The following is a 20,349-nucleotide window of genomic DNA, read 5'->3' as shown; positions in this document are numbered from 1 at the left end:
TTTCCTTAAATGTTGTATTCGATTTCGACGTTGCCAGCGGCATCACCGGGGCCGGTGAAAAATGCGGTCGGCAGGACGACGGTTTCATCAGCCACGGCTGCGGCCACTGGCGCGCCAAGCGGACTCGTCGCGCTCGGGTTGGCGATGCGGATATTCACCGGCGTATGCGGTGTGATGCCGGACGCGTCAACGCCGACATTCACGGTCATGTAGCCGCGGCGCAGGCGGTCGCCGGTGAGGTTTTTATCGGTGCCTACCTGGCGGACCAGATCAGGCGTCGAGGTGGTTGGGTACGGGCGAATGTAGAAGGCCAGGATCACGCCGACGGCGTCACCGGCTTCCAGCGGCACGAAATAGCCGCCAACGTCTTTACCCGCCAGGCCGTAAGCGCCGAACGCTTTGGCGTTATTCAGCGCGACAGGCTCTGCAGTGAGGTGATGAGGGCGTGAAACAGCCCCGGCGATGCCCGCAGGCATCCGGTACGTGTAAGCAGTCATCGGCTTTTACCTTATTTTTTCCAGTATTCGGCGAAGGCTTTGTTCAGCGCTGCCGGTGAGTTGCGGTTTTGATGGTCGAAGGTGCGCAGCTGGGCTGCGGGCTGGTTGGCGCGTTTGGCGATTTCGCTGGCCGCGGTAAATACGGCATCCAGCGACGCTTTCGGCATGGATTTAAAATCGGGCTTGTCGCCGACCAACGGGACAAGGATCTGCGCGCCTTTTTGCGTGCGGAATGCAGCATCGAGCACTTCGCGTTTAAACGTCGCCAGCTTTCCACCCTCAGGCAGTTTGATCCCCGGAACCAGCAATTCAGCCCGGGCGATCACCGCCTGCTGATAGCCGGCGTCGGTGGTCGCCTTTTTCTTTTCCTCTTCGTCGTCATCGTCGCCGGGTTCGCCGTCGTTCGTGCCGCCGCCTTCCAATTTATCCAGGCGCGCGAGAATGGCTTGCGCCCAGGCTGGCACGTCCTCCTCGCCATCTTTAGTAATGCCCGGACCGCCGCCCATCTCCGGATCCTTATCCGGGAGTGGGTATTGCGGGCTGATGTTGATGTTGATGGCCTTCGGCAAATCGCCCCCGCCCTCGCCATCATCGGTGGTGAGGTCGGCCGGCGCATTACTCATGGCCTCTTCGATCGCCGCGTTGTCTTTGGTTTTCAGCGCGCGGCGCAGCGAATCAAACCACGTTTTTTTAGTTGCCATTGTTCTGCTATCTCCAATTGAACAGCGGATTCCCGCGCGGCCGGCAGGAACCAGCGCGACATGATTGCCGACAATGTCGTATTGCTCGGCTTTTCCCGGGGCCGTCTGCCGATATTCGGCGTCGTACCCGCAGGAGATTTGATCCACGCCCTGATAAATCGCCTGGATGGCCTCGCTGCTTTTCACAACGAGATCTGCCAGCAACAAATCCGACTGTTCGCCGGTGCCGCGGCGGATATTGGTCGCGTGTCCGTGGGCGTTCTCCCGCCAGTTCGACGGGTTGACCATTTGCTCAGGGTGTAAAACGGTGAACGTCATCCCCTCGAATGAGGCGATCGTCTCTGGGCGGAAAACTTCTTCGGGGGAGCGATAAACGGAAATTTCACCATCGCTGTCAGGTTCGATCTCGTCGAGTTCTACGGCGTTGTAGACCTGCCAGCCAACCCGTGCGATCGGTACGGCTTCGCACAATAGGGAGCCGTCGGCTAACTCGTAACGGGTGTTACCGAGCCGGGTGTTAAAGAAATACTTCATAGGTAACCTACTGAATTTACGACATAAAAAAGGCCGCCTTAGCGACCTTTCTATGGATAGTTCAAACGCTTTTACTTAATCTCTCTTTTAGCTTAATGGCATACTCTAACCTGTCTTCCGCTGAACTATACGCAGATCTAGCGTCACGTATTCTTCTGGCATCTTTATCTGGGTTATTACCTCTTCCGCCCCAATCAGGATGAGTAACACGGTCTAAGGTAGCTTTACATCTTTCAATTTCACGACGAGCTTCTTCTACATCTGAGAGGTAAGCAATTCTCTCATCATATTTCTTTAGTGCTTCGGCTGGATTATCTAAAAAATCCAATAAGTCTTGTTTTTTGGCTCTACCTAAAGTCACAGGAAGATAGAAATTGATCCATTCATCCTTTCCTTGTGGTCTGTAGTACCAATAATGGACCCAAACTCCAAAATTGTGCTTCTCACAATAATATTCAAAACCATTCTTGACCGATATATTTCTCAATTTTAAGCCTCCTTGAGGAAGTAAATGAGAAATTTAGCACAATGGAGTTTATTTGCTCCGTCATAGGACAACTCATCAAGGTAAAATCACTTCGCAGTAACAGCGGCAGTTAGGCAGCGCGCCGGCGTGGCCGGTCATGCCGTCAAGCGTCGGCGGGTCACCCCAGCGGACGAATTTGCCTTCCATTTTGGCGTGAGAGTGCCTGACGTCGCCGTCGTGTGCCGTTCGCCAGATGTAACCCTCGGAGCCAATAGCGGTCGCCCGGGCTTGCGTCAGCGCCTGCGTGGCGCGGCCTATTTCCGTCCTGGCGATCAGCTTCGCGCGTGACCAGGCAACATCGCCGCTTCGGAAAATTTCAGCGGCAAAATCTTTGCTGCGCTCGCCGCTGATCATCGCCTCAATGGCGCGGGCGTGGATCCCGCTCACCCGGTCAGCTGCATGCAGCGGCAGCGATTTCATCAGCTTGATGTTTTCCTCAACGATATTTCGCGCCACCTGGCCTACTGAGGTGCTCTCCATCTGAAAACGCAGCCCGGCAGAAATTTCCTGCGAGATCTGGCGCCACTGTGTCGCCTCTCGGCGCGCGACGGCATCAAACATTTTCAGGGCAACGGATTCCGCCCAGGGGGCGATCAGTTCGGAGTAACGGGTCAGGCGGGTGTTGATGAGGATGACGGAATTATCGGAACCATCGTAAGAAGTCGAGACGATGTCCCCGACCACCTGCGCTATCTTTCGTAGCTGCGTTGCGTACTGGCGCTGTAGCCCCTTCGGCGTCTGGGTCGAGATCGTTGCCCTCGAACGCCGGCGGGTCGATGTCCTGCGCATTTTCGATGTCCTCGTCGGTGATGGTTGAACCAACGCCGGTGATCCGTGACGATTCTTTCAACTGCTGCGCGCCGGCTTTTGGCGTCATCAGCCCGGCGTCGACGGCTTTCGTCACCGCTTCAACCGTGTTCACAGCCACGCCTGCGCGATCGGGTTCGCTCATCTGCCACAGCGGATTAAATTCGAAGGCGAAATCGTCCGGTAATGGCCGGCTGAACAGCGACATGTGCAGCACCTGCATGACTTTATGCAGCGGGCGGCGCAGCCGGCGCTCCTGCTGTGTGCTGACGTTGTCGTAGTAGTTGGATAGGTCGGTTTCACCGGTCGAGAATCCGGCCGGTGACTGGCCGAACAGGCGCACCAGTGGAATTCCTACCGCGCCGGCGACCTGCTGGCCGAACTGCGCCAGAACGTCGGACAGCCCTGCGAACGTGTAGCTGTGGGTCGCGAATGCGTCCTCCGCATCCATGACCGTCATCCCTTCGATGCTTTGGTACTGACGGATCATGTCCATGTGGGCCATCAGCCCTTTGTAGGCCGCGGTGTTCTGCCCCATACCAAGGACTGAGCGCAGACCTTTTATCGAATAGGTTCGCAGGTGCGCTTTGTAGACCAGCTGCGCGGCGCCGGTGGTGGCGCTATCGAATGCCATCAGACGATCGAAGATTCTCTCAACCACCGATTGCCCCCAATCGTTCTCGGTCAGCATCTGCTGATAAGGCAGCGTGACGCCGTCGAAACGAATGATTCGGCTGTTGTGGATTTTCCACGGAGGGATCCCGGTGGCCGTCGTCACCACCTGATAAAATTTTGGTGTGCCGAAATCCGGCCCCATGTCGGTAACGCGGTCTTGCGTGGTCGGGGTAACCATCCAACGATCGAGGACCATCACGCCGCGGAACGCGCCCGGGCCGACCGTTTCCATGCGCAACGGCGAGCTCATGTCCTGCCCGTCAATCATGATGACGCCGATCGCGCCGCCATATAGCCGGCCCCACTTAATCGTATCGTTCAGGCGATCCCAGAGCGCCAATTCCTCCCAGGCGTTGTCCAGCTTGGATTTTTCTTCAGGCTTCAAACCGCCGGTGATCGTGATGCCCTTGCGGGTCATGTCGTCGGCAACGGCATCCACGGTCACACCCACCAGCCAGGAGCTGCGATAGGCGTTCTCGATCTGCAGGCGGTTGCGGCTGGTCCAGTTCGGCTGATAGGTGCCGTCGCTGCTCATATTGGGCGTGCGAAGCCCCAGGCGCGCCGTGAAGTTCTGGTAACTGTCCCGGAACCACGCGCGCACCCCGTCTTTTTTTTGGCTCATGCGTCTTGTCTACCCAATTGCGCCCAGGTGCCGAGGCCGTCGGAGCTGGTGATATAACCGTCCAGCGAGTAGCGCACCGCATCCCAGCAGTGATTGTGTTTGTCGAGGACGATCGGTAACACCTCACCCGTGAGGCGGTCTGTTTTGTAGGAATAAAGCCGGGCCTCGTCGATCATGTGCTTGCAGCGCTCATGGATGACGATTTCTTCGAAGCCGCGGAGGTAGGTGATCCCGTCCTCAACGCTGCCGGCCCATTTCGTGGCGCCGTCGATGTTGAAGCCTTGCCGCGCCATGTAGCTGATCGTTTCGGGGCGGCTACAGTCGCCATGTATCGGCCACTTGCGAGCCTCGGGGATCGAATCGTAAAACTGCGGCATTTCGTCCAGCTCAACGCCGACGCCGTAGGCCTCGTATTCGATGTAGAGTTTTCGCCCGATGATGAAGCAGCGGATCAGCGTGGAAGGGTCTTGCGAGAAGCCGAAGTCGGCGCCATAGAAAAGCCGGTCAGCCTGCAGATAAAGATCATCAGGAAATGCCTCAACGCGATATTTTCCTGAGAAAATAACCGCCTCGCTGAGCGCCTTCGGCAGCCCTAACCAGATGTGCTCATAGGCTTCATAGTCAACGCGCTTGCAATACTCCATTTCCTGCCGCAGCACGTCCGGGAAAAACGCGTTATCGGGATAATTGACCTGGCGAATGATGACGCCGCCGTCCGGTGGATCAACCTCGTGGCGCTTCATCAAGGTGTAGGTCGGGTCGGTGGCTTCCCGCGGGTTGTACGAAACCCAGACCTCGGAATTATTGGCGCGCACCGTCGGGCCGAGGGTGTCCCAGCTCTCCTGGGAAACGGTCTGCGCTTCCTCCACCCAACAAATTTTGATACCAAACATCGACTTGATGGATTGCAGGTTGGTGCGCAGCCCTTTGAACGTGAATCGGGTGCCGTTGCGCCCGGTGATCTCGTTATTTTTTACGGTGTAGAAATGGTTGAGGCCCAGGGCATAAATCTCGGCCTCCAGCAGCGCCAGCACAGAATCGCTGATTGAGTTCTGGAATTCGCGGGCGCAGAGAATGATCATCGGATCGATAGCACCGAGGATAACCAGCGCGCGCGCAATCTCTACCGATTTACCACCGCCGCGGCCGCCGTAGGTCCAGCGCCAGCGCACGGAACCGATCGGGGTGTCGTACAGGACATCTGTCGCCCAGTCACTGCTGAATGCGTACAGAACGCCGTCAATTATGACTGGGCCGTCGGCTTTCCCTCGCGAAGCTTTTCCATGTGAGCAGCCCACACGTCCGCCGGGCAGTTTGCCGGGGTCACGATGCAAACTTTGCCGTAGCTCAAGCCGGCCAGATCGACATTCACCTCGGTTTTATTCGTGCTCATGTCGATGCCGGTCAGCTGCGCGGCGTTTTTTACGTTCGGCGCGACCTGACCAAATTTTTTATTCTGCAGCGCCAACTGCGCAGATTTATACGACAGCTCCGCCAGGTGGCCGGCGTTGAAGGAAACCAACAGCGCAGCGTTATTGCGCAGTTCCTGCACGCGAGCTTTTACGTCCGGCCTGCTCATCAGGATTGAGGCCTGCGATTCGGCATTCGTCGGCGCGTAGCCTGCGCAAATCGCGGCCTCTTTCTGCGGTATGCCTTGCGCAATGTTCTGCGCAAATTGTTCATGCTGTGGTTTTAAAAGGCTTGGGCTTTCTTTGCCCTTCCCCTCGTCATCGCCACCAGCAGCTGAAACGCCGGGCGTAACGGGCGCAGGATTTTCGGGAATTTGCGCATCTTGCGCACTGCGCATTTTTTTCTGCGCTTTCTTCTCTTTCCCTTGCGCAGGGATTTTTATGTGCCGGCGTGCTGTGGCGTAGTTGTAGCCGTTAGCCTCACACCATTCTTTCGGGGAGATTTTGGTTTTGGCGTATTCGGCGAGGAACAGCTTTTGAATGGCTCCCCAGTCCGATTTTGCCATATAATATCCCTACTCAACTTTTATGAGATTAAGGTGAATAAATGAAAAACACTCGTGGCGAAAATGCTAGGCCGACTACGTATAGAGGAATCACGTACCGCTCTCAAACTGAAGCTCGATGGGCCGTTTTTTTTGATGCTTTGGGCGTCACCTATCACTACGAGCCTGAAAAAATAAAATTATCAACGGGAGAGATATATATACCCGACTTCTACATAGATGACTTTAAAGCATACTTCGAAGTAAAGCCTGCTAATGATGAGATTATTTCAACAGAAAGTAGAAAAGCTAGAATACTATCTTTCGATAACCCTGATCAGCGCGTGTGGTTAGCTGCCGGGGCTCCTTCACCTAAGACTCCAAACATACTACCGTTGGATAAATGGGGGCAATTGGTTCCCATATCACATATCTTAACCACTCCCGAGTGGCGATATTTCATTCATGAGGACAGGCGAGATGAACGGGTCTATTGGTTACACTCGTTCGCTTATGCCGGATATGAAATTGGTGGGCCAGGTGAATCGACCTTTCACCATAGAGAACCTCTTAATCATAAAAATGTTCTAAAAGGGTACACCTTAGCCCGTTCGGCATTTAATTAGCTTAGAACGATAACGAAAATCGTAATTAAAAAACCCAGAAGCCATTAAAAGTACTTCTGGGTCTCTTTTGCCAATCTTTTTCTAAAAACAGTAGACTTTACTTGAACATCGCTTATTTTCCTAACAACCCCCACAAGTAACTTCTCCTTATTCGAATCATCAAACCCTGACTCGAGATAAGCTAAGTGCGCGTCATACAAATCTCTTTTGATTGACTCAAAATCCTCAGACAACTCTCCAAAATAGAGTGATATCAGGACATCAACTTTTGATCTTAACTCCTTTTCCTCCTGTAAATACACATCCAAATTTGCACTATCTTCACGAACAAATTGGAGCATGAGATTCGTGTGTTCAGCCCAGGAGTTAAATAAAGAGAAAATCTCCTCTCCTTTTTTTAAGTATAGCTCTCTATTTGCTTTCCATTGTTCTGTAATAAATTGCCCTTCCCTCAAAGCTTGATTGGATTTATTGTTTATTAATGCACCACCGAAGGCGGCTAAAGCTGCAACTATTGCTGCCAAAATAGCAGCTGAAGCAGCAATAATCGCCGGCGCATTTTCATTGAACCATTCACTCATAAACACCTCTCAGTTTTTAGAGAGGTATTTTAGCATCCAGAATGTTTTTAGTGAACGCTTTCAGACTATTCAGCTGTGACGCCAATATTTCTATCTCGATTATAGTTTCCGCTGTAACCATTCATAGCTCGTCGAGAGGAGCGTCTCACAGCTAAAGCAGGAGGACGGCGACAACACGGCGCTTAGGTAATGTCACCGTTTCGATAAGCCGGCCCGCCAGGCATTCAGCGTGGCAATTCTGCCGGCACAAATTTTCAGTGAGGTTTGTAGTGCCAGCGTATAGCTGACGGCCTCGCCCCATGTATCGCCAGCCATTTCTGGCTGCTCACATAGAGTGAACACAGATTCAGGAGGAAAGAGGATTAACGGCGCGGGCTGGTGTGCCGTTGGCCGGGAGCAAGAGCTCAAGCACAGCGGCAGGCAGAGGCTGACCAGCGCAGGGATCGTTTTTAATCGCTTCACGGTATTTCCTTTGTTAGGCGTCTTGCTAGTGGCCACCGGCTATTCTTGTTGCAATTGCACAGTCATTGGAGCCAAATTTGGTGCTTCCTAGGTATCTGATTACTATGTACCGACAGACTATCGCGTAGTTAAGTCTGTTTGATTCACGCCATTCTTTCGGGAATCTTCTAGCTTGGGAATAATACTCGGCTAGAACCGTTGCTGAAGCTCGACCTAGTCCTGTTTAGCCATAAAATTTTCTAGTATCTATCTGTTTTAAAATTTATTACTGAGTTAAACTTCTTAAACGTACATCACAAGACGTTTTTTATTTGCCACAGCTTATTTTTAAACTAACGCATTAAAAGGATTAATGCATGAGCATTCCAATTTTTACCTTAAAGACTTCTAACACTTCCAATTCTAACTTTATTGTTATTTTGGATTGCCTCAATCCTGTTTCTGATATTTCATCTCCAAGGAGAAACCATGATGATTTGCGAGTAAAATTAGTAGGAAAAGATAATCCAGAGAAAATAGAGCAAAATCTAAAATTGATAACATGTGCAAACAAACAAGAGTTTTTGCATTTCTTTGAAGCTCTTTTTCAACATTTCAACAATCCTGGTTTTAAACCCATGTTTATAATTCATGCTCATGGAGACAAGAAAAACGGCCTTCAGCTTCCTGATAATTCATTCATAGAATGGTCAAAATTGATTGAGCTTTTTTATGGAGTAACCAAGAGATGCAATGGTGATTTGACGGTAATTTCTGGATTCTGTCACTCTTATGAACTAATAAAACACATACCAAAAAATGAAAGGTTACCATTTGCATTTTATTATGGATATGACAATAAAATCTCAGCAGGCACGGTTGAAGATGAGATAAACAAAATCATTCAGTCATTTATTAATGATGGCGGAAAGCATCTTTTTTCAATACTACCTAAACTGCGCATCAAGTGTTATGGGGAGTTCGATTTCATTAGGGTGATTTTGATCCACGCATTATTAATGGCAGCAGACCCGAAAATGTTATCAGCACTGGACCCAAACCTATCTCAAAATAAAATTAAGAAATCGATTTACAATAAAATTGAGGGACCACTACAAGGGATAGATAAACTTATCAAGCAAATCACAAGAACCGACATACTAGCTGTCGAATTAATCAAACATTATATGTATGACACGGAACGTCGCACGTATGCTTTGAAATCTGTTGATAATTATTTCTCTTTGCTTAATACAAAGCGTTAATAAGAAAAATTGCATCCAACCATTTCGCATTGAGTAAATACGGATTCAGGGGGAAGGAGGATTAACGACACCGGGGTTTATGCCTGCGGTCGCGTGCAAGAGCTCAAGTACAACAGCAGGCAGAAGCTGACCAGCGCAGGGATCGTTTTTAATCGCTTCACGGTATTTCCTTTGGGCGGTGTCGTGCTGCTGGCGCAGCTGCTGCTCGCGTTGTTGCTGCGCCGCCATCAGCGCGCGATTCTGCGCATCTTGCGTCTGCAGCGTGGCTATCAGCCCGGCCTGTTGTGCAAGCGTCTTCTGCTGTTCTGCAGCCTGATGGCGTGCCAGCTCCAACCGGTGCGACAACAGCGAGTTGTAACCGCCAAGAAAAATAGCCACCATCAACAGAAGCACCAGGCTGCCGCCGGCGATCTTGCTCATCCAGCCGTTCATGATTGGCCCCAGATGCAGACGGTGTTTTCGACTTCACGCCGGGTGATCAGCCCTTTCCACTCTTTGCCGCCGGCATACTTCCAGCGCTTCAGTTCACCGCACGCGCCGGCCGGGTCGCCGGTATTCAATTTTTTCAGCATAGTGGAGCCGATAAACGCATACGGGCCGACGTTGTACGAAAACGAGTAAATAGCGGCGCGCTGGGTTTCCGTGGTTTTCACCTTGATAGCCGGATCGACAATCCGTGCTACTTTCTGCAGGTCAGATTGCAACAGCGAATCACATTCTGCGTCGCTGTATCGCTTGCCGAGGATAATATCGGCGCCGGTATGTCCATCGCAGACCGTCAGAACGCCGACGACGTCGCGATAGGCCACATACCGCCGCCCCTCTAACCCATCGTGGCCGCCGAGCATTGCAGTGGCGATCGCAATCGCCCCGCCGCCACCGGTTATGGCAGCGACAATTTTATTTCTCAGGATGGAATTCATCAGATTTCTCTCGGAGCTTTTTGGCCCAATTCTGCGACGATTGTCGCGGTGGCTGATGGGTTGGCGCTGTTGGTCTTGCTCAAAATGTCGCGCAGGATCTGCGTTCGTTTCATCTGCTCTCGCCGATTGAGGCGGTAGGTCAATATGCCCAGGGCGATACTGACAGCCAGGCCAATGATGAAACCCCAGTCCTGCAGCGTTAACCCGGCGAAAAAGGCAGATATGCCCGCAAGCCAATAGGTAGCGTTCGAGTAGCTGTCGTTCATTTTCATGATCCCCACCTCCGCGGGCCGCGGCGGGCAGTGCAGAATTGAAAAAGCCCGACGGCAGCCGGGCTAGGGTGAAATTTCGGGTTTAGGATACGGCTTCGGGCTGAACAATTTCGTGTTAAGCCGCCGGCGCGCCCGCTTGTTCAAAAAGCGGATATAGCGAAATTGGTTAAACGTATGGGCGGTGGCGCGGTGTGCATTCGCCTGCAAGAAATTTCCACGGGTGCCAGCTTTGCGCCCTTTCGTCGTCATTGCGATCTTGTGATACCACTCGCCGTCGAGCTCGTAGAACGTCGTTTGATGGCTGCCGACGTAATCGAAATTGCTCGCCTGATACACGACGCCGAACGGGCCGCAGCGTTCGTCGGCGAACGTCTGCACCCAATCCACCGCGGGATAGAGCAGCTTGATAGTTTTCAGCGCGTAGCTGATTGCGCGTGATTCAGTATTGCGCGGCATCCGGTCATGCACCCAGAGGCGGTTTAACTCCATGTATTCGCGGTTGCCGGTGCCGGTCACGACGCGCGCCCCGCTGCTCGGGTTCATTGCGTAGCCCCACTGCATAACGCCCACCAGTTCGCGTCCGTCGAAAATCCCAAGGTGCAAATAGGAGTTATTCACTACGCGCTTGCTGTAGTGAAAATGGCTGATCACCAGGCGGGCAAGCCAAACGGGGATCGTTGCGACGTGGAGATCGTCACATCCATAACCGACGGTTTCGCCGGCGTAGACGATCGGCGCTGGCTTTCCGCAGGCGCGTGACACAACAGCATTTGAATGATTTTTCAATGTCTCGGCACTCCAATAGAGAGGTGTGCTCGTGACTGTTGGCTCGGGCATACTGCCTCGGAGAGCGGCAACTCTCCGGGGCGACCATCACAGCGTTAATTAATTTATGTATTCTATAGGCTGAAAACTATTTCCTCGGTTTAGGACCCAAACTAAATTTGGATTTTAAACCTTTCATGCTTTTTTTTGTGTCTGGGAACATCTCAGTGATTATATCCGTACATCTTGTCAGAACCTCTGTGCAAATCTCCATAGCAAGATATATATATGAATAATCCACCTGATTAAAACACCCCGTACCTCGCCCATTAGCCTCCATACGGTAATAAGACATCGGTAATACATGGGTATAATGAGATAAGAGGTCAAAAATCTTTTTAAACTGCTTTCTGTCAACCCCCATGTCATCTAGTATCTCATCTCTATTTTTAATTGTTAGAGCTTTTCCGCTCAAACATCTTTTTTTGGTCCCAGCATCTAAAGCGTTAAAATGCTCATTTTCATGCAACCTCTTTGCTATCATTTCACGCTGCTCTTCGAAAGCTGCATCTGATTCAGGGTCGGGAGAAAAGTGCTCCATTCTTTTCATGCAGTCGCTCATGTGCATAACATTGAGTTTTGCTGACCACTCTGCTTGTGAGCTAGGTATCCTCGACAGATAAAATAAAAGCAACTCAGACTCTATAAGTGCTCGTGTATATGGCGCAACAAGCGAGAAATCCCAAAAATCATAATCTCTTTTCCCCCATCGGGAGCCTGGTATATTCCCAATCATGATTGTTGCGTTAACACATATCCTCGCAAAAATATGCGTAGACCAGCCCATATAAGCTTCGGCCTCCCTTACGCCAACAGATTGGCTCACAGCAAGCGCCTCACAAACCGCACAATCAAAATTTCGAAGGGCTAAGAAAAAGTCCTCCTTGCTAAGATGAGTAGTTGTGATGTTTTCTTCAACCATTAGTTTCAACCTTGATAATAAGAAACACATAGCAAATCATAAGGTAAAACTTAAGTTATGATAATAAAAAACCCGCTCGACGGCGGGTTTCTTTTGAATTTGTCGCTGCGGGTACTACTTCGCGAAGCTTACTCCAATTTAATCAATTTCCGCGCAAAGTCAACGATAAAATCGTTCGCTATTCATCTCAAATGCATCACTCATCGGACGGTAAAGCATGAATTCCGCCGTTTTTACCCATACCGCGACGCGCGTCTCGCAGGTTCGCATGCACCAATCAGGGCGATAATCATGCAGATCTGCGGCCATCTCCTTCAGGCTTTTTCCTTTCCCAATATAGCGCTGCTGAATGATAAATTTCAGCCCTGGGTAATCCAGCAGGACGGCCCCGATCACCCGATCCATAATCGCCGCCTCCGAATCAGTGCAAAATGCCAGGCTGCTTTTTTGTTTTCCCTCCAGAATGTCGAGCAAATACTGGCGCAATTCTTCTTGCTCGCATCCCGCCTTTTTCAGCTGATTGAGCGCCTGGGTGATCGCCGCTTTTGTCACCTTGTTGCTCGTCAGAAGTCGGTTAAACATGTTGCCGGCCCTACCGAAACTTTCCATCCCTGACCACCGGCCCCACATTTTCAGCCGCCCTTGTATCCAAACGCGCTCCAATGCACGCAAATGCAGCTCTTTGCCGTCGCCTTTACCGATGTTGTCGGGGTAGATCATAGCTTTCCTTCCTTTCTCAAAATTTCTTGCGTGCGCATGACGCCTTCGGCGTGCATCAGTCGGGCGTCGTTGGCGTCGATAAGGCGCGTGCGTCGGTCTACTTCATCGTGGCAAGCGCTGCAGGCCCAGGCTGCCTGTGTGTCGTCTGGCTTTATTGCCGTGCCGCAGGTGCCGGCCAGCCGGTAATGTGCGGCGACGGTTGTTTCTGGGTTTCGGTTACAGATGGCGGGGATCCTGATTTGGCAATCACGGCCGCGGGCCTCGTCTGTCAGTTTGCTCATGCTTTTACATACCCCCAACGCTTCCCAGATATAATTCGACTAATGGTTGCCTGTGATACACCAAACTCTCTGCCTAGCGCTTCATGAGTGTCTTTTAGCCCACGTTTATGTCGGCGTTTGATCTCCCTTACTGCTGATTCACTTAATACTGCGGAACAATTTTTTTCACCGGATGGACGATGCGATCGATTGGCGTACACGCGATCTCTGTTGTTGTCGGCTTGAGTTCCGATTAAAAGATGTGCTGGATTCACACATGACGGGTTGTTGCACCTATGCCTAACAACAAGCCCCTCTATTTCGACAAGATTGCGGTTATTTGCCTCGCAATATGCCAACCGATGAGCCCTTACGACTTTACCGTTATGAAACGTCATGCCGTAGCCGTCTTTGTCTTTGCATTTTTCCCAATAAACACAATCACTCATAACGAAAACTCCATAAGCTGAGCCGCGGCGTTCTCTGCCTCGGCGATGGTTGGGAAAGATTTGTTTAAGATGAAGGTCCACAGCACGTTAAGCGCTGCCTGGTACAGATCGTTAAATTCGAGGTCGTCCATTTTTGCGAATGAGATCGAACGCGGCTCACGCAGGGTCGAACCGTCGGGGAGTTCAAAAAGGTCATAATGCCCCGCTTCGACGGTTACCCATCGGCGGAAAGCGTGGAAGGATTTTGTAATCGTCAGCCGTTCGGCGCGCTTCTCGGCAACCAGCTGCAGGTACTCGTCCGCCAGCGCATAGAACACGCCAGCATCGTCAACATGGCGAGCCAGGCGATTGATATACCCGCGGAGAAATTGGCGCTCAAACGTTGATACTGCGCCACCAGTCGGGGTCCAGTATTCAAAACCGAGATTCAGGAGTGAGAAAAATTTGCGGTGCAGTCCGGGATTTCGGGCGCGCTTAAACTCGCCAGTGACGACCGCCCCCAGCTTGAGTTTTTTCGTGACGAAATCGGCCGTGTCGGGCGTTGCCGGCACGAGGATCCCGCCTTGGGATTTGTAAAACGAATACTGCGCCATGTTCGTCTCCGTGGTGGCGCAGCAGGTGATCAGCTGTTCAGGCTGATGAGAGGATTATATCACTTTCTTCGCACTTCGTAGCCCATTCGGCGTAGAAGCACAATCATTAATTCTGGGTCAGCGACTATCTGCTCATCTTTGAGTGGCAGAACAGCGCTAACGGCTCCGTGAGTCAAGTAAACCAATACCCGGCCTTCATCGGGCAAATGTTGTGCAATACTTTGTTTTTCAATCATTATATTTATCTCCGACATTCTCGGAATCGCTTCACATCGTAATTATTACACTACAATACTGTATATTAATACAGTAAAATTCATTAGCTAGTAGAAAGTCAAATTTTATGATTAAGTTCCCAGTCAGGTGAAGCCGCACTAAGATGGCCTGGTCATTTTTCAGCACGAACAGATAGGCATAGGTGGTGTTTTATCCAGGTCACGTACAACCTGTTGATTTTATGCTTATTTTAGTTTACAAAACCATTTACTAAATAATTAATAGATACTAAAATAAACTGGAATTTTACGTAAGGAACATGTAATGGCAATTGATTCACTACCTATAACCATAAAATCGCTTGCGGCTCTTTACTCGAATAGAAAGGCGATTAGCGAGTTTGTAGCAAAATCTATTTATTGGATGAAAAACTCTGATGTGGTCGTCACAGGCTATCCAGGTGTCGGAAAAAGTTATTTTTTCGAATCTCTAAGGAAAGAAATATCAGGTAAGCGAGCAGTAAAGCCTGAGATTTCAACATCAGTTGAGAATAAGGTTTTTTATCTAGGTGATAGCATATTCCCTAATAAGCTTACAATAATCCCCGGACAGATGGTCAATAAAGCACATGTAAACATAGTCGATAATATAGTTAACAATAAAAAACTAAAAGGTGTAATACATATTCTTGATTGGGGACATGCACATCACAGGCATGAAACAATAAAAACAGTCGTATCATCACATGGTATTAAGAGCATCGATGATTTAATAGATTTCAATAGAAAGATGGAGCTTTCTCATGTCAAATCTATGGTGGAAATACTTGAGTCGAGGAGTGAAAAAATCGATTGGTTTGTTTTCGTTTTAAATAAAGTTGATTTGTATGATCGAGGAAGAGCTTTAAAATACTATACTAACGATGACAGCTTCAAAGAAATTATAAAGAGAATCGCAAGCTTGACAAGAAATGGTTCCGAGATTAACTTCATTCCAGTTTGCAGTGACCGTTGTAACTATGAATTTCAAGGAAAAGAAATTCGCTCGAGAATGATAAGAAGCGAAGAAGAAAAAATAGGATTATTCCGAAATTTCCTTACAGAAATGAAAATGTACTTTTGAGGTTATATATGAATGATATTCGCTTCGAAAAAATATATAATAGCTCTATAGAAGAAAGCATTGGGCAATTAACGAAACTAATTGATTTAGCAGAAATATCAAGTGATAGACTTAAAAGTGCTAATGAAGCCTTGTTGAAAATAAGACTGTCATTTTTGTGGGCGCTTGCGTTATTTTCCATTTTAGCATTGGTATCAAGCTATTACATAACAAAACACGGGAGCGATACTATCTTTAATGTTTTCTTGTTTATAGTAATGCCATCTTGCGCCATATTTATAATGCTTTTGATGACACTATCAGTCCAGAAAATAAAAAAATTAAACACTGAGATAAAGATAGAAAAAAGATCTTTAATGGAGATTTTAGAAGTAATTTATAATATTAAAGAGATAGTATCAATGGTTCATGAGCATGATGTAGTAGGAATGGTAATAATTGAGATTAGGCTTAATAGAATTAAATTCTATTAAGAATTAACTTAACGTTGCCAAGTAAGTAAGTCTGGATTTATATCCTCTTATATAAATCCATGTACCTTACTGATTTTATAAGTTTTGTTCTTACTTAGGCTATTTCATGCTGATGTTCCTCATGCTGGCACGGATCCGTGCCAGCATTTCCATGCCCTTTCGCTGATAGCGGCCGTCCGTGTCAGCGACTTGTGCGTCGCCCGGCGGCCTGTTCTCAAACGCTTTCGTTTTTCGCACTGGCGGGATGGAGAATCCCATTTCCACCTGCTTTGCCCACTTTGCCAGCAGCCGGCCGGCCAGTGCGGCGAGTTCGTTGTGTCCCAGCTTGCGCTCTACGCCGGCGCGGCGGAGCTCCGGGCAAATCTGGAACAGCACCGGGTGGCGCCAGTCGAAACTATCTGCGCCGTCGAAACGCCAAGATTCGTTGCGCCAACGCCGGTATTCGGTCATGACGTCGTCCGCCGACAAGCCGAACGGGTTAGCCGTGCACTCGCCGACGATCGCGGTAAATTCCGCGAGGTCAGGCGGCCAGTGGTTACCGGCGCTGCAGCGCTCCATGCACCGGCGCGCGGCGTAGGCCAATTGGTCATCTGAGAATTTCGAAATCGTCTGGCCCCAGATCGTGGATGGTGCCACCCCGTTTTTGGTCACCCAGCGGTTGGCGTAAATCCCCGCCATCGTCTCCCAGAGGAGCCAAGCCCTTTCGCTCCCGTTCTGCGTTTCGTGCGGCCCTGACCTGTTGCTGAGCGGTAGCGGCTGCTGCGGTGTATCTGGTCGCATTTGAACCTCCTGCATGCTGCTTTCGTTTGGCCGCCGCCTGGCGCTCGTAGAGCACGCTGTCAGCGAATTTCTGCTCCCACTGCGTCTGGTTAAATACCCTGCCCTCGGCTTTCCAGTACGCCTGGAAGCTCGCCAGCTCATGCGGGGTATATCCCGGCGCCGGACCGTCGATAATTCGGCCCCACAACGCCGCCAATCGCTGGAAATCAACCGTCGGCGCCCAGTTGGCGCTCATCGGAAATTTTCCGCATGGGTTCTCGTCGTCTTGGTCTTCCCAGGGTGTCGGCCCTGTTCCCTGTCCATCTGGTGAAATTTCGCCCGCTCCCGATAGAGAGAGGGGTTTATCTTTTAGATCTTCTTCTTCCTCTACTTCTGGTAACGCTTTTTGATACGCATCTGTAACGCTCGCAGCGTTACTAATTGCGTTACCTTTTGCGTTACTCCCGCGTTTCACTTTCCTGGAATTTGCAACGCGATTATTCGTAAGTGCTCGTTTTTTCGATGAATTCCCGTTATGCCTTTCAAAGTTCGGAAAAACCAACGTCTCCCCATCGAGCTCCAGCCAGCCAACGCTGATCAGCGCATCTGCAAAACCGGAAACGAAAGTGATCCGATCAACTGCATTTTTTGTAACGCTCGCAGCGTTACACTTTGCGTTACCGTCAATGGTCTGTTGATCGGCCCACGCCCATAATCTGACCAACTTGCCTAACACAGCGTCCGGGTCCAGATTCAGGATTTCCGACAGCTGGAACACCTCCGGTTTATCCGGGGTTATCACTTCAACCTTGATCCAACTTGCCGCCATATGTGCCTCAACTTTCTGTAATCTGTAACGCCGACAGCGTTACGGTTTGCGTTTCTTAAAAGGTCAGTTTCGCGCCGTCGCGCGTGCTCCCTGCGGCGCTGGCTTCCCTTTCAAACGCTGGCAGTGCTTTGCAAAACTTCGCGCCCAGACCAACAGGTCGGGCAGTTTCATGTTCGGGTTGTGGCGCTGGTGCTGTACGGCAGCCGCCGCCGACGTCGTGGCAACCGCCTCGTCGAACCGTGCCTCGCGCAGCTGCGCGGTGATCTGCTTCTGCAGGAAATCGTCGTGATTAATGGTCATTGGTCATGCCTCGGTTAATGCAGTGCGCTGTAGGCTCGCCGCAGCTCGTAGAAGCTGCGCTCTGCCTCGTCGCACTCTCTTTCAAAATCTGCCGGTGATGCGTGCAGCAGCGCGGCGGCGATCGCCTCCTGGTGTTCCTTCAGCGCGCGGATTGCCAGGTATTCGATGCTGTTCCCCGCCACCAGCCGGGCGCGCAGCACCGCCGGCAGCGCAGCAAGGATCGCCGGCTGCAGTTCCTGGATTTTCTGGCGGGCGCCAGCACTATCGCTGTCGAGCCAGCGAAAGATCTGCTGCTTATTGTTGTGCCATGCAGCATCATCAACGCTGCCGTCGGCGCGTTCGATCTGCGCCAGCTGCGGTGTCTGCATTTCCAACTTGAAGTAAGCGCGGGTGATTTCTGCCGCGACCGTGCGCTGAGTGGCCTCCGTGGCCCATCCACGCAGCGCGTCGCGGATCTGCTCGTGTTTGATTTCCATATATCAATCCTTAAGTTCCAGGTTTGTTATCCTGGGGTTCTGGTGGTAAGCCAGAGGTTGGGTTTGGGTGAATGTCAGGCCGAATTTCATGTGGCGTGACGCCTGTTAGTTCATAAATTTTCAGCAAATGAGCCTCTGGGACACGGCCGTTATATTTCTTTACCCAGCGATTCAGAGAAGAGGGTTTTATCCCTAACATAAGAGCCAAACGACGCTGGTTAACTGCAACCTTGATGGCTTTGTCTAGTCCGGTCATTGCAGACCTCCTTGAAGTTAAAACACAACAAGTGTGAGCATAAAGCTAACACTTGTCAACAACAAGAGAAATTGAGGGGTGTTAGCCGGTGGCTTATACTCACATGATGAAAAATACAGACGACGCCCTGACCTCGCTGGTTACCCAGCGCCTAAATGAATTGATGGAAGCCAAGCATCTTTCAAAAGCTGACTTGGCACGAATTGCTGATGTCAGCAGATCATCAGTTAACGGATGGTTTAAAAGGGGGAGCATCAGTAAAGAGGCTGCTTCCAAGCTTTCGAGCGCTACTGGTGTCTCAATAGCCTGGCTGCTTGGTGACGACACAGAAGGAAGTGGTGATCTCAGCCAAGAAGAAAAAAAGCTTCTCGATTTATATCGCCAATTACCGGGAATTGAGCAGGCTAACATGTTGGCTGCTTTTGAAATGCGCCTGAATGAATTAAAAGAATTCTACACTCGGTACGTTTTAAGAAACAAAGAATAATCAACCACATATATAGAACTATCTATCAAAGGCCGCTTAAAAAGCGGCTTTTTTTATGCCCTCAGAAAACTTTTTGGTTAGCCTTGTGTTGACACATGTTAGCTTTTAGCTCACAATTCATTTCATCAAGCAGCAGCGAACAGGCAGGAAGCCCACGAAGTAGCCGCCCGGGGCGCACGAAGACCGGGATGATTCGCTAACGCAGCAGGTGAAAAACGTTCTGACAGCTGGAAAGACAGCACCAAGGCATGACCAACAGACCACACAGCAGAGGGCAACACGATGTTCACATCATACGAAGAGTATTTCGACAGTCTGGCGGAAGGCGAAGAGGCCATGTCAGAAGCAGAATTTAACGCAGCTCTCCAGTAACACTCACCGCGCCCTACGGGGCGCCACCGAGGCAATCATGAGCGACAGAGGGTTTTGGATTGTAATTGTCGTCGGCGCCTGCGGCCTGTTCTGGATGGGAGTCATCGTAGCAGCACTGATTTTTAAGGGGGCATGACAATGAGCAAGATCGTCCCAAACAGCGGTAAGGCCGTCAGCCTCCGCAACTCGCGCACCGGCGCGCCGTGGGTAGCATCGTTCGATTACATCCGCGGCCGCTACCGGTTCGAACCGGTCGGCAATCTGCGGGCCATCAAGCGCCCTTTTGAATCCCTGCGGATCCCGCCGGAATTCGAGCCAGCCGGCACGCACTAAGCACCACCTGAAGCAGAAGTAAAATGCCCGAATTTATGGGCAGGACCAAACACGCACTTTATTCGAATGAGGCATGACCATGAAAGTAACCAGCGCAACTTTAGTTTGTGAAAAAATTCACGCAGGTATTCATTCCGTATATGAAAACGATAATGTCATTGGATATATCGCTAAGACCAAAAACGATGAATTACCTGTTGGTGCAGTTTTAGCAGACGGAACCGATCTCGGTGAATTTGATTGTCCTGACTGCGCAGTAAAAGAAATTTACCGCAAAGCAAACAATATTACTGACGGTCATTTAATTACCAGCGACGAAAAGAAAGAAATGCTTTTGGCCTTCATGATGGCAATGCTTGGCGGCTCAGCAGAACGCACAACCCGCTAATTGCTGTGTGTAGTCTTCCCCGCCAGCGATGGCGGGGCTTTTTCAAATATTGAAATGCGTCATGCGTTTCCCTCCCGGGGCGTCAACTCGTAGGGCGCATTTCAATAAATCAAAGAGAGGGTTTATATAATGCAAACTTTCAACA

At 50.4% G+C, this 20,349-nt stretch carries 31 protein-coding genes; 7 read left to right on the top strand and 24 right to left on the bottom strand.

From position 1 onward, the window contains the following. Positions 1–5: 5 nt before the first annotated feature. The 7 genes from ACSBQS_RS05460 to ACSBQS_RS05430 all read right to left on the bottom strand — a co-directional run bounded on the left by ACSBQS_RS05460 (position 6) and on the right by ACSBQS_RS05430 (position 6,337). A complete protein-coding gene (locus tag ACSBQS_RS05460; protein WP_434989876.1) occupies positions 6–497 on the bottom strand; it encodes a structural cement protein Gp24 in 492 nt (163 codons plus the stop codon). Positions 498–508: 11 nt separating this feature from the next. After that, a complete protein-coding gene (locus ACSBQS_RS05455; RefSeq protein WP_434989874.1) occupies positions 509–1,732 on the bottom strand; it encodes a DUF2213 domain-containing protein in 1,224 nt (407 codons plus the stop codon). A gap of 61 nt (positions 1,733–1,793) precedes the next feature. After that, a complete protein-coding gene (locus ACSBQS_RS05450; RefSeq protein ID WP_434989872.1) occupies positions 1,794–2,219 on the bottom strand; it encodes a hypothetical protein in 426 nt (141 codons plus the stop codon). Positions 2,220–2,294: 75 nt separating this feature from the next. Then, positions 2,295–2,942 (bottom strand): phage head morphogenesis protein, encoded by a 648-nt coding sequence (locus ACSBQS_RS05445; RefSeq protein WP_434989871.1) that lies wholly within the window; start codon positions 2,940–2,942, stop codon positions 2,295–2,297. Continuing rightward, positions 2,899–4,362: a DUF1073 domain-containing protein gene (locus tag ACSBQS_RS05440; RefSeq protein WP_434989869.1), complete on the bottom strand. Its 1,464-nt coding sequence runs from the start codon at positions 4,360–4,362 to the stop codon at positions 2,899–2,901. The genes ACSBQS_RS05445 and ACSBQS_RS05440 overlap by 44 nt, the downstream gene beginning before the upstream one ends. Beyond that, entirely contained in the window at positions 4,359–5,534 is a 1,176-nt protein-coding gene (locus ACSBQS_RS05435; RefSeq protein WP_080437610.1) for a PBSX family phage terminase large subunit, read from the bottom strand. Before ACSBQS_RS05435 ends, ACSBQS_RS05440 begins: the two co-directional genes overlap by 4 nt. Positions 5,535–5,605: 71 nt before the next feature. Then, the gene (locus ACSBQS_RS05430) at positions 5,606–6,337 is read right to left on the bottom strand and encodes a terminase small subunit (RefSeq protein ID WP_434989867.1); all 732 of its coding nucleotides are present in this window, start codon (positions 6,335–6,337) and stop codon (positions 5,606–5,608) included. Between the two features lie 41 nt (positions 6,338–6,378). On the opposite strand from ACSBQS_RS05430, the gene ACSBQS_RS05425 reads away from it, so the two are divergent. Next, the gene (locus ACSBQS_RS05425) at positions 6,379–6,942 is read left to right on the top strand and encodes a hypothetical protein (protein WP_434989866.1); all 564 of its coding nucleotides are present in this window, start codon (positions 6,379–6,381) and stop codon (positions 6,940–6,942) included. Between the two features lie 44 nt (positions 6,943–6,986). Here ACSBQS_RS05425 and ACSBQS_RS05420 read toward each other — a convergent pair whose 3' ends face one another. Both ACSBQS_RS05420 and lysC read right to left on the bottom strand, forming a co-directional pair. After that, positions 6,987–7,523 (bottom strand): hypothetical protein, encoded by a 537-nt coding sequence (locus tag ACSBQS_RS05420; RefSeq protein ID WP_434989865.1) that lies wholly within the window; start codon positions 7,521–7,523, stop codon positions 6,987–6,989. A 192-nt stretch (positions 7,524–7,715) separates the two neighbouring features. Beyond that, entirely contained in the window at positions 7,716–7,985 is a 270-nt protein-coding gene (lysC, locus tag ACSBQS_RS05415) for an Rz1-like lysis system protein LysC (protein WP_434989863.1), read from the bottom strand. 356 nt (positions 7,986–8,341) lie between these two features. Here lysC and ACSBQS_RS05410 point away from each other — a divergent pair, with 356 nt between their 5' ends. Then, a complete protein-coding gene (locus ACSBQS_RS05410; protein WP_233788129.1) occupies positions 8,342–9,229 on the top strand; it encodes a hypothetical protein in 888 nt (295 codons plus the stop codon). Positions 9,230–9,274: 45 nt separating this feature from the next. Here the strand turns inward: ACSBQS_RS05410 and ACSBQS_RS05405 are convergent, their stop codons facing one another. The 10 genes from ACSBQS_RS05405 to ACSBQS_RS05360 form a co-directional block, all read right to left on the bottom strand. Continuing rightward, entirely contained in the window at positions 9,275–9,661 is a 387-nt protein-coding gene (locus ACSBQS_RS05405; protein WP_434989861.1) for a hypothetical protein, read from the bottom strand. After that, complete coding sequence (locus ACSBQS_RS05400; protein ID WP_434989859.1) at positions 9,658–10,152, bottom strand: lysozyme; 495 nt, start codon at positions 10,150–10,152, stop codon at positions 9,658–9,660. The genes ACSBQS_RS05405 and ACSBQS_RS05400 overlap by 4 nt, the downstream gene beginning before the upstream one ends. Next, the gene (locus ACSBQS_RS05395) at positions 10,152–10,424 is read right to left on the bottom strand and encodes a hypothetical protein (RefSeq protein ID WP_015377501.1); all 273 of its coding nucleotides are present in this window, start codon (positions 10,422–10,424) and stop codon (positions 10,152–10,154) included. The genes ACSBQS_RS05400 and ACSBQS_RS05395 overlap by 1 nt, the downstream gene beginning before the upstream one ends. Before the next feature lie 63 nt (positions 10,425–10,487). Then, positions 10,488–11,210, bottom strand: a complete 723-nt coding sequence (locus ACSBQS_RS05390; protein WP_434989857.1) for a protein mom — start codon at positions 11,208–11,210, stop codon at positions 10,488–10,490. Positions 11,211–11,337: 127 nt separating this feature from the next. Beyond that, a complete protein-coding gene (locus ACSBQS_RS05385; protein ID WP_147095339.1) occupies positions 11,338–12,171 on the bottom strand; it encodes a hypothetical protein in 834 nt (277 codons plus the stop codon). 159 nt (positions 12,172–12,330) lie between these two features. Beyond that, positions 12,331–12,891, bottom strand: coding sequence for a DUF1133 family protein (locus tag ACSBQS_RS05380; RefSeq protein ID WP_060445584.1), 561 nt, complete (start codon positions 12,889–12,891; stop codon positions 12,331–12,333). Further along, positions 12,888–13,172 (bottom strand): DUF1364 domain-containing protein, encoded by a 285-nt coding sequence (locus ACSBQS_RS05375; RefSeq protein WP_434989855.1) that lies wholly within the window; start codon positions 13,170–13,172, stop codon positions 12,888–12,890. Before ACSBQS_RS05375 ends, ACSBQS_RS05380 begins: the two co-directional genes overlap by 4 nt. Beyond that, positions 13,169–13,600 (bottom strand): HNH endonuclease, encoded by a 432-nt coding sequence (locus ACSBQS_RS05370; protein WP_434989853.1) that lies wholly within the window; start codon positions 13,598–13,600, stop codon positions 13,169–13,171. Before ACSBQS_RS05370 ends, ACSBQS_RS05375 begins: the two co-directional genes overlap by 4 nt. Continuing rightward, the gene (locus tag ACSBQS_RS05365) at positions 13,597–14,193 is read right to left on the bottom strand and encodes a DUF1367 family protein (protein ID WP_434989851.1); all 597 of its coding nucleotides are present in this window, start codon (positions 14,191–14,193) and stop codon (positions 13,597–13,599) included. The genes ACSBQS_RS05370 and ACSBQS_RS05365 overlap by 4 nt, the downstream gene beginning before the upstream one ends. A 59-nt stretch (positions 14,194–14,252) precedes the next feature. Further along, complete coding sequence (locus tag ACSBQS_RS05360) at positions 14,253–14,429, bottom strand: hypothetical protein (RefSeq protein ID WP_154637669.1); 177 nt, start codon at positions 14,427–14,429, stop codon at positions 14,253–14,255. A 304-nt stretch (positions 14,430–14,733) separates the two neighbouring features. Here ACSBQS_RS05360 and ACSBQS_RS05355 point away from each other — a divergent pair, with 304 nt between their 5' ends. Next, the gene (locus tag ACSBQS_RS05355) at positions 14,734–15,531 is read left to right on the top strand and encodes a GTPase (RefSeq protein WP_060448333.1); all 798 of its coding nucleotides are present in this window, start codon (positions 14,734–14,736) and stop codon (positions 15,529–15,531) included. 8 nt (positions 15,532–15,539) lie between these two features. Continuing rightward, positions 15,540–16,004, top strand: coding sequence for a hypothetical protein (locus tag ACSBQS_RS05350; protein WP_060445586.1), 465 nt, complete (start codon positions 15,540–15,542; stop codon positions 16,002–16,004). A 99-nt stretch (positions 16,005–16,103) separates the two neighbouring features. Here the strand turns inward: ACSBQS_RS05350 and ACSBQS_RS05345 are convergent, their stop codons facing one another. From ACSBQS_RS05345 to ACSBQS_RS05325, 5 genes are all read right to left on the bottom strand, one after another. Continuing rightward, positions 16,104–16,586 (bottom strand): replication protein P, encoded by a 483-nt coding sequence (locus ACSBQS_RS05345; RefSeq protein WP_434989849.1) that lies wholly within the window; start codon positions 16,584–16,586, stop codon positions 16,104–16,106. Between the two features lie 4 nt (positions 16,587–16,590). Further along, a complete protein-coding gene (locus ACSBQS_RS05340; protein ID WP_434989847.1) occupies positions 16,591–17,592 on the bottom strand; it encodes a DnaT-like ssDNA-binding domain-containing protein in 1,002 nt (333 codons plus the stop codon). A gap of 63 nt (positions 17,593–17,655) precedes the next feature. Then, positions 17,656–17,892 carry a hypothetical protein gene (locus ACSBQS_RS05335; RefSeq protein ID WP_060443316.1) on the bottom strand — a complete coding sequence of 79 codons (237 nt, stop codon included), beginning with the start codon at positions 17,890–17,892 and terminating at the stop codon, positions 17,656–17,658. A gap of 14 nt (positions 17,893–17,906) precedes the next feature. Further along, a complete protein-coding gene (locus tag ACSBQS_RS05330; protein ID WP_149570737.1) occupies positions 17,907–18,368 on the bottom strand; it encodes a toxin YdaT family protein in 462 nt (153 codons plus the stop codon). Between the two features lie 10 nt (positions 18,369–18,378). After that, on the bottom strand, positions 18,379–18,624 hold the full coding sequence (locus ACSBQS_RS05325; RefSeq protein ID WP_197809094.1) for a transcriptional regulator: 246 nt from the start codon (positions 18,622–18,624) through the stop codon (positions 18,379–18,381). 88 nt (positions 18,625–18,712) lie between these two features. Between ACSBQS_RS05325 and ACSBQS_RS05320 the strand changes: the two genes are divergently transcribed. The 3 genes from ACSBQS_RS05320 (at position 18,713) to ACSBQS_RS05310 (ending at position 20,204) form a co-directional block, all read left to right on the top strand. After that, complete coding sequence (locus ACSBQS_RS05320) at positions 18,713–19,111, top strand: helix-turn-helix domain-containing protein (protein WP_332108462.1); 399 nt, start codon at positions 18,713–18,715, stop codon at positions 19,109–19,111. A gap of 510 nt (positions 19,112–19,621) precedes the next feature. Beyond that, on the top strand, positions 19,622–19,816 hold the full coding sequence (locus tag ACSBQS_RS05315; RefSeq protein ID WP_060437647.1) for a hypothetical protein: 195 nt from the start codon (positions 19,622–19,624) through the stop codon (positions 19,814–19,816). A gap of 79 nt (positions 19,817–19,895) precedes the next feature. Then, positions 19,896–20,204 carry a hypothetical protein gene (locus ACSBQS_RS05310; RefSeq protein ID WP_434989844.1) on the top strand — a complete coding sequence of 103 codons (309 nt, stop codon included), beginning with the start codon at positions 19,896–19,898 and terminating at the stop codon, positions 20,202–20,204. The last annotated feature ends 145 nt before the right edge of the window (positions 20,205–20,349 follow it).

It is taken from the genome of Serratia sp. H402Y (assembly GCF_051172415.1).
Taxonomy (GTDB): domain Bacteria; phylum Pseudomonadota; class Gammaproteobacteria; order Enterobacterales; family Enterobacteriaceae; genus Serratia; species Serratia ureilytica.
The sequence above is the reverse complement of the archived record's forward strand: the minus strand, read 5'-3'. Positions and strand labels throughout refer to the sequence as shown.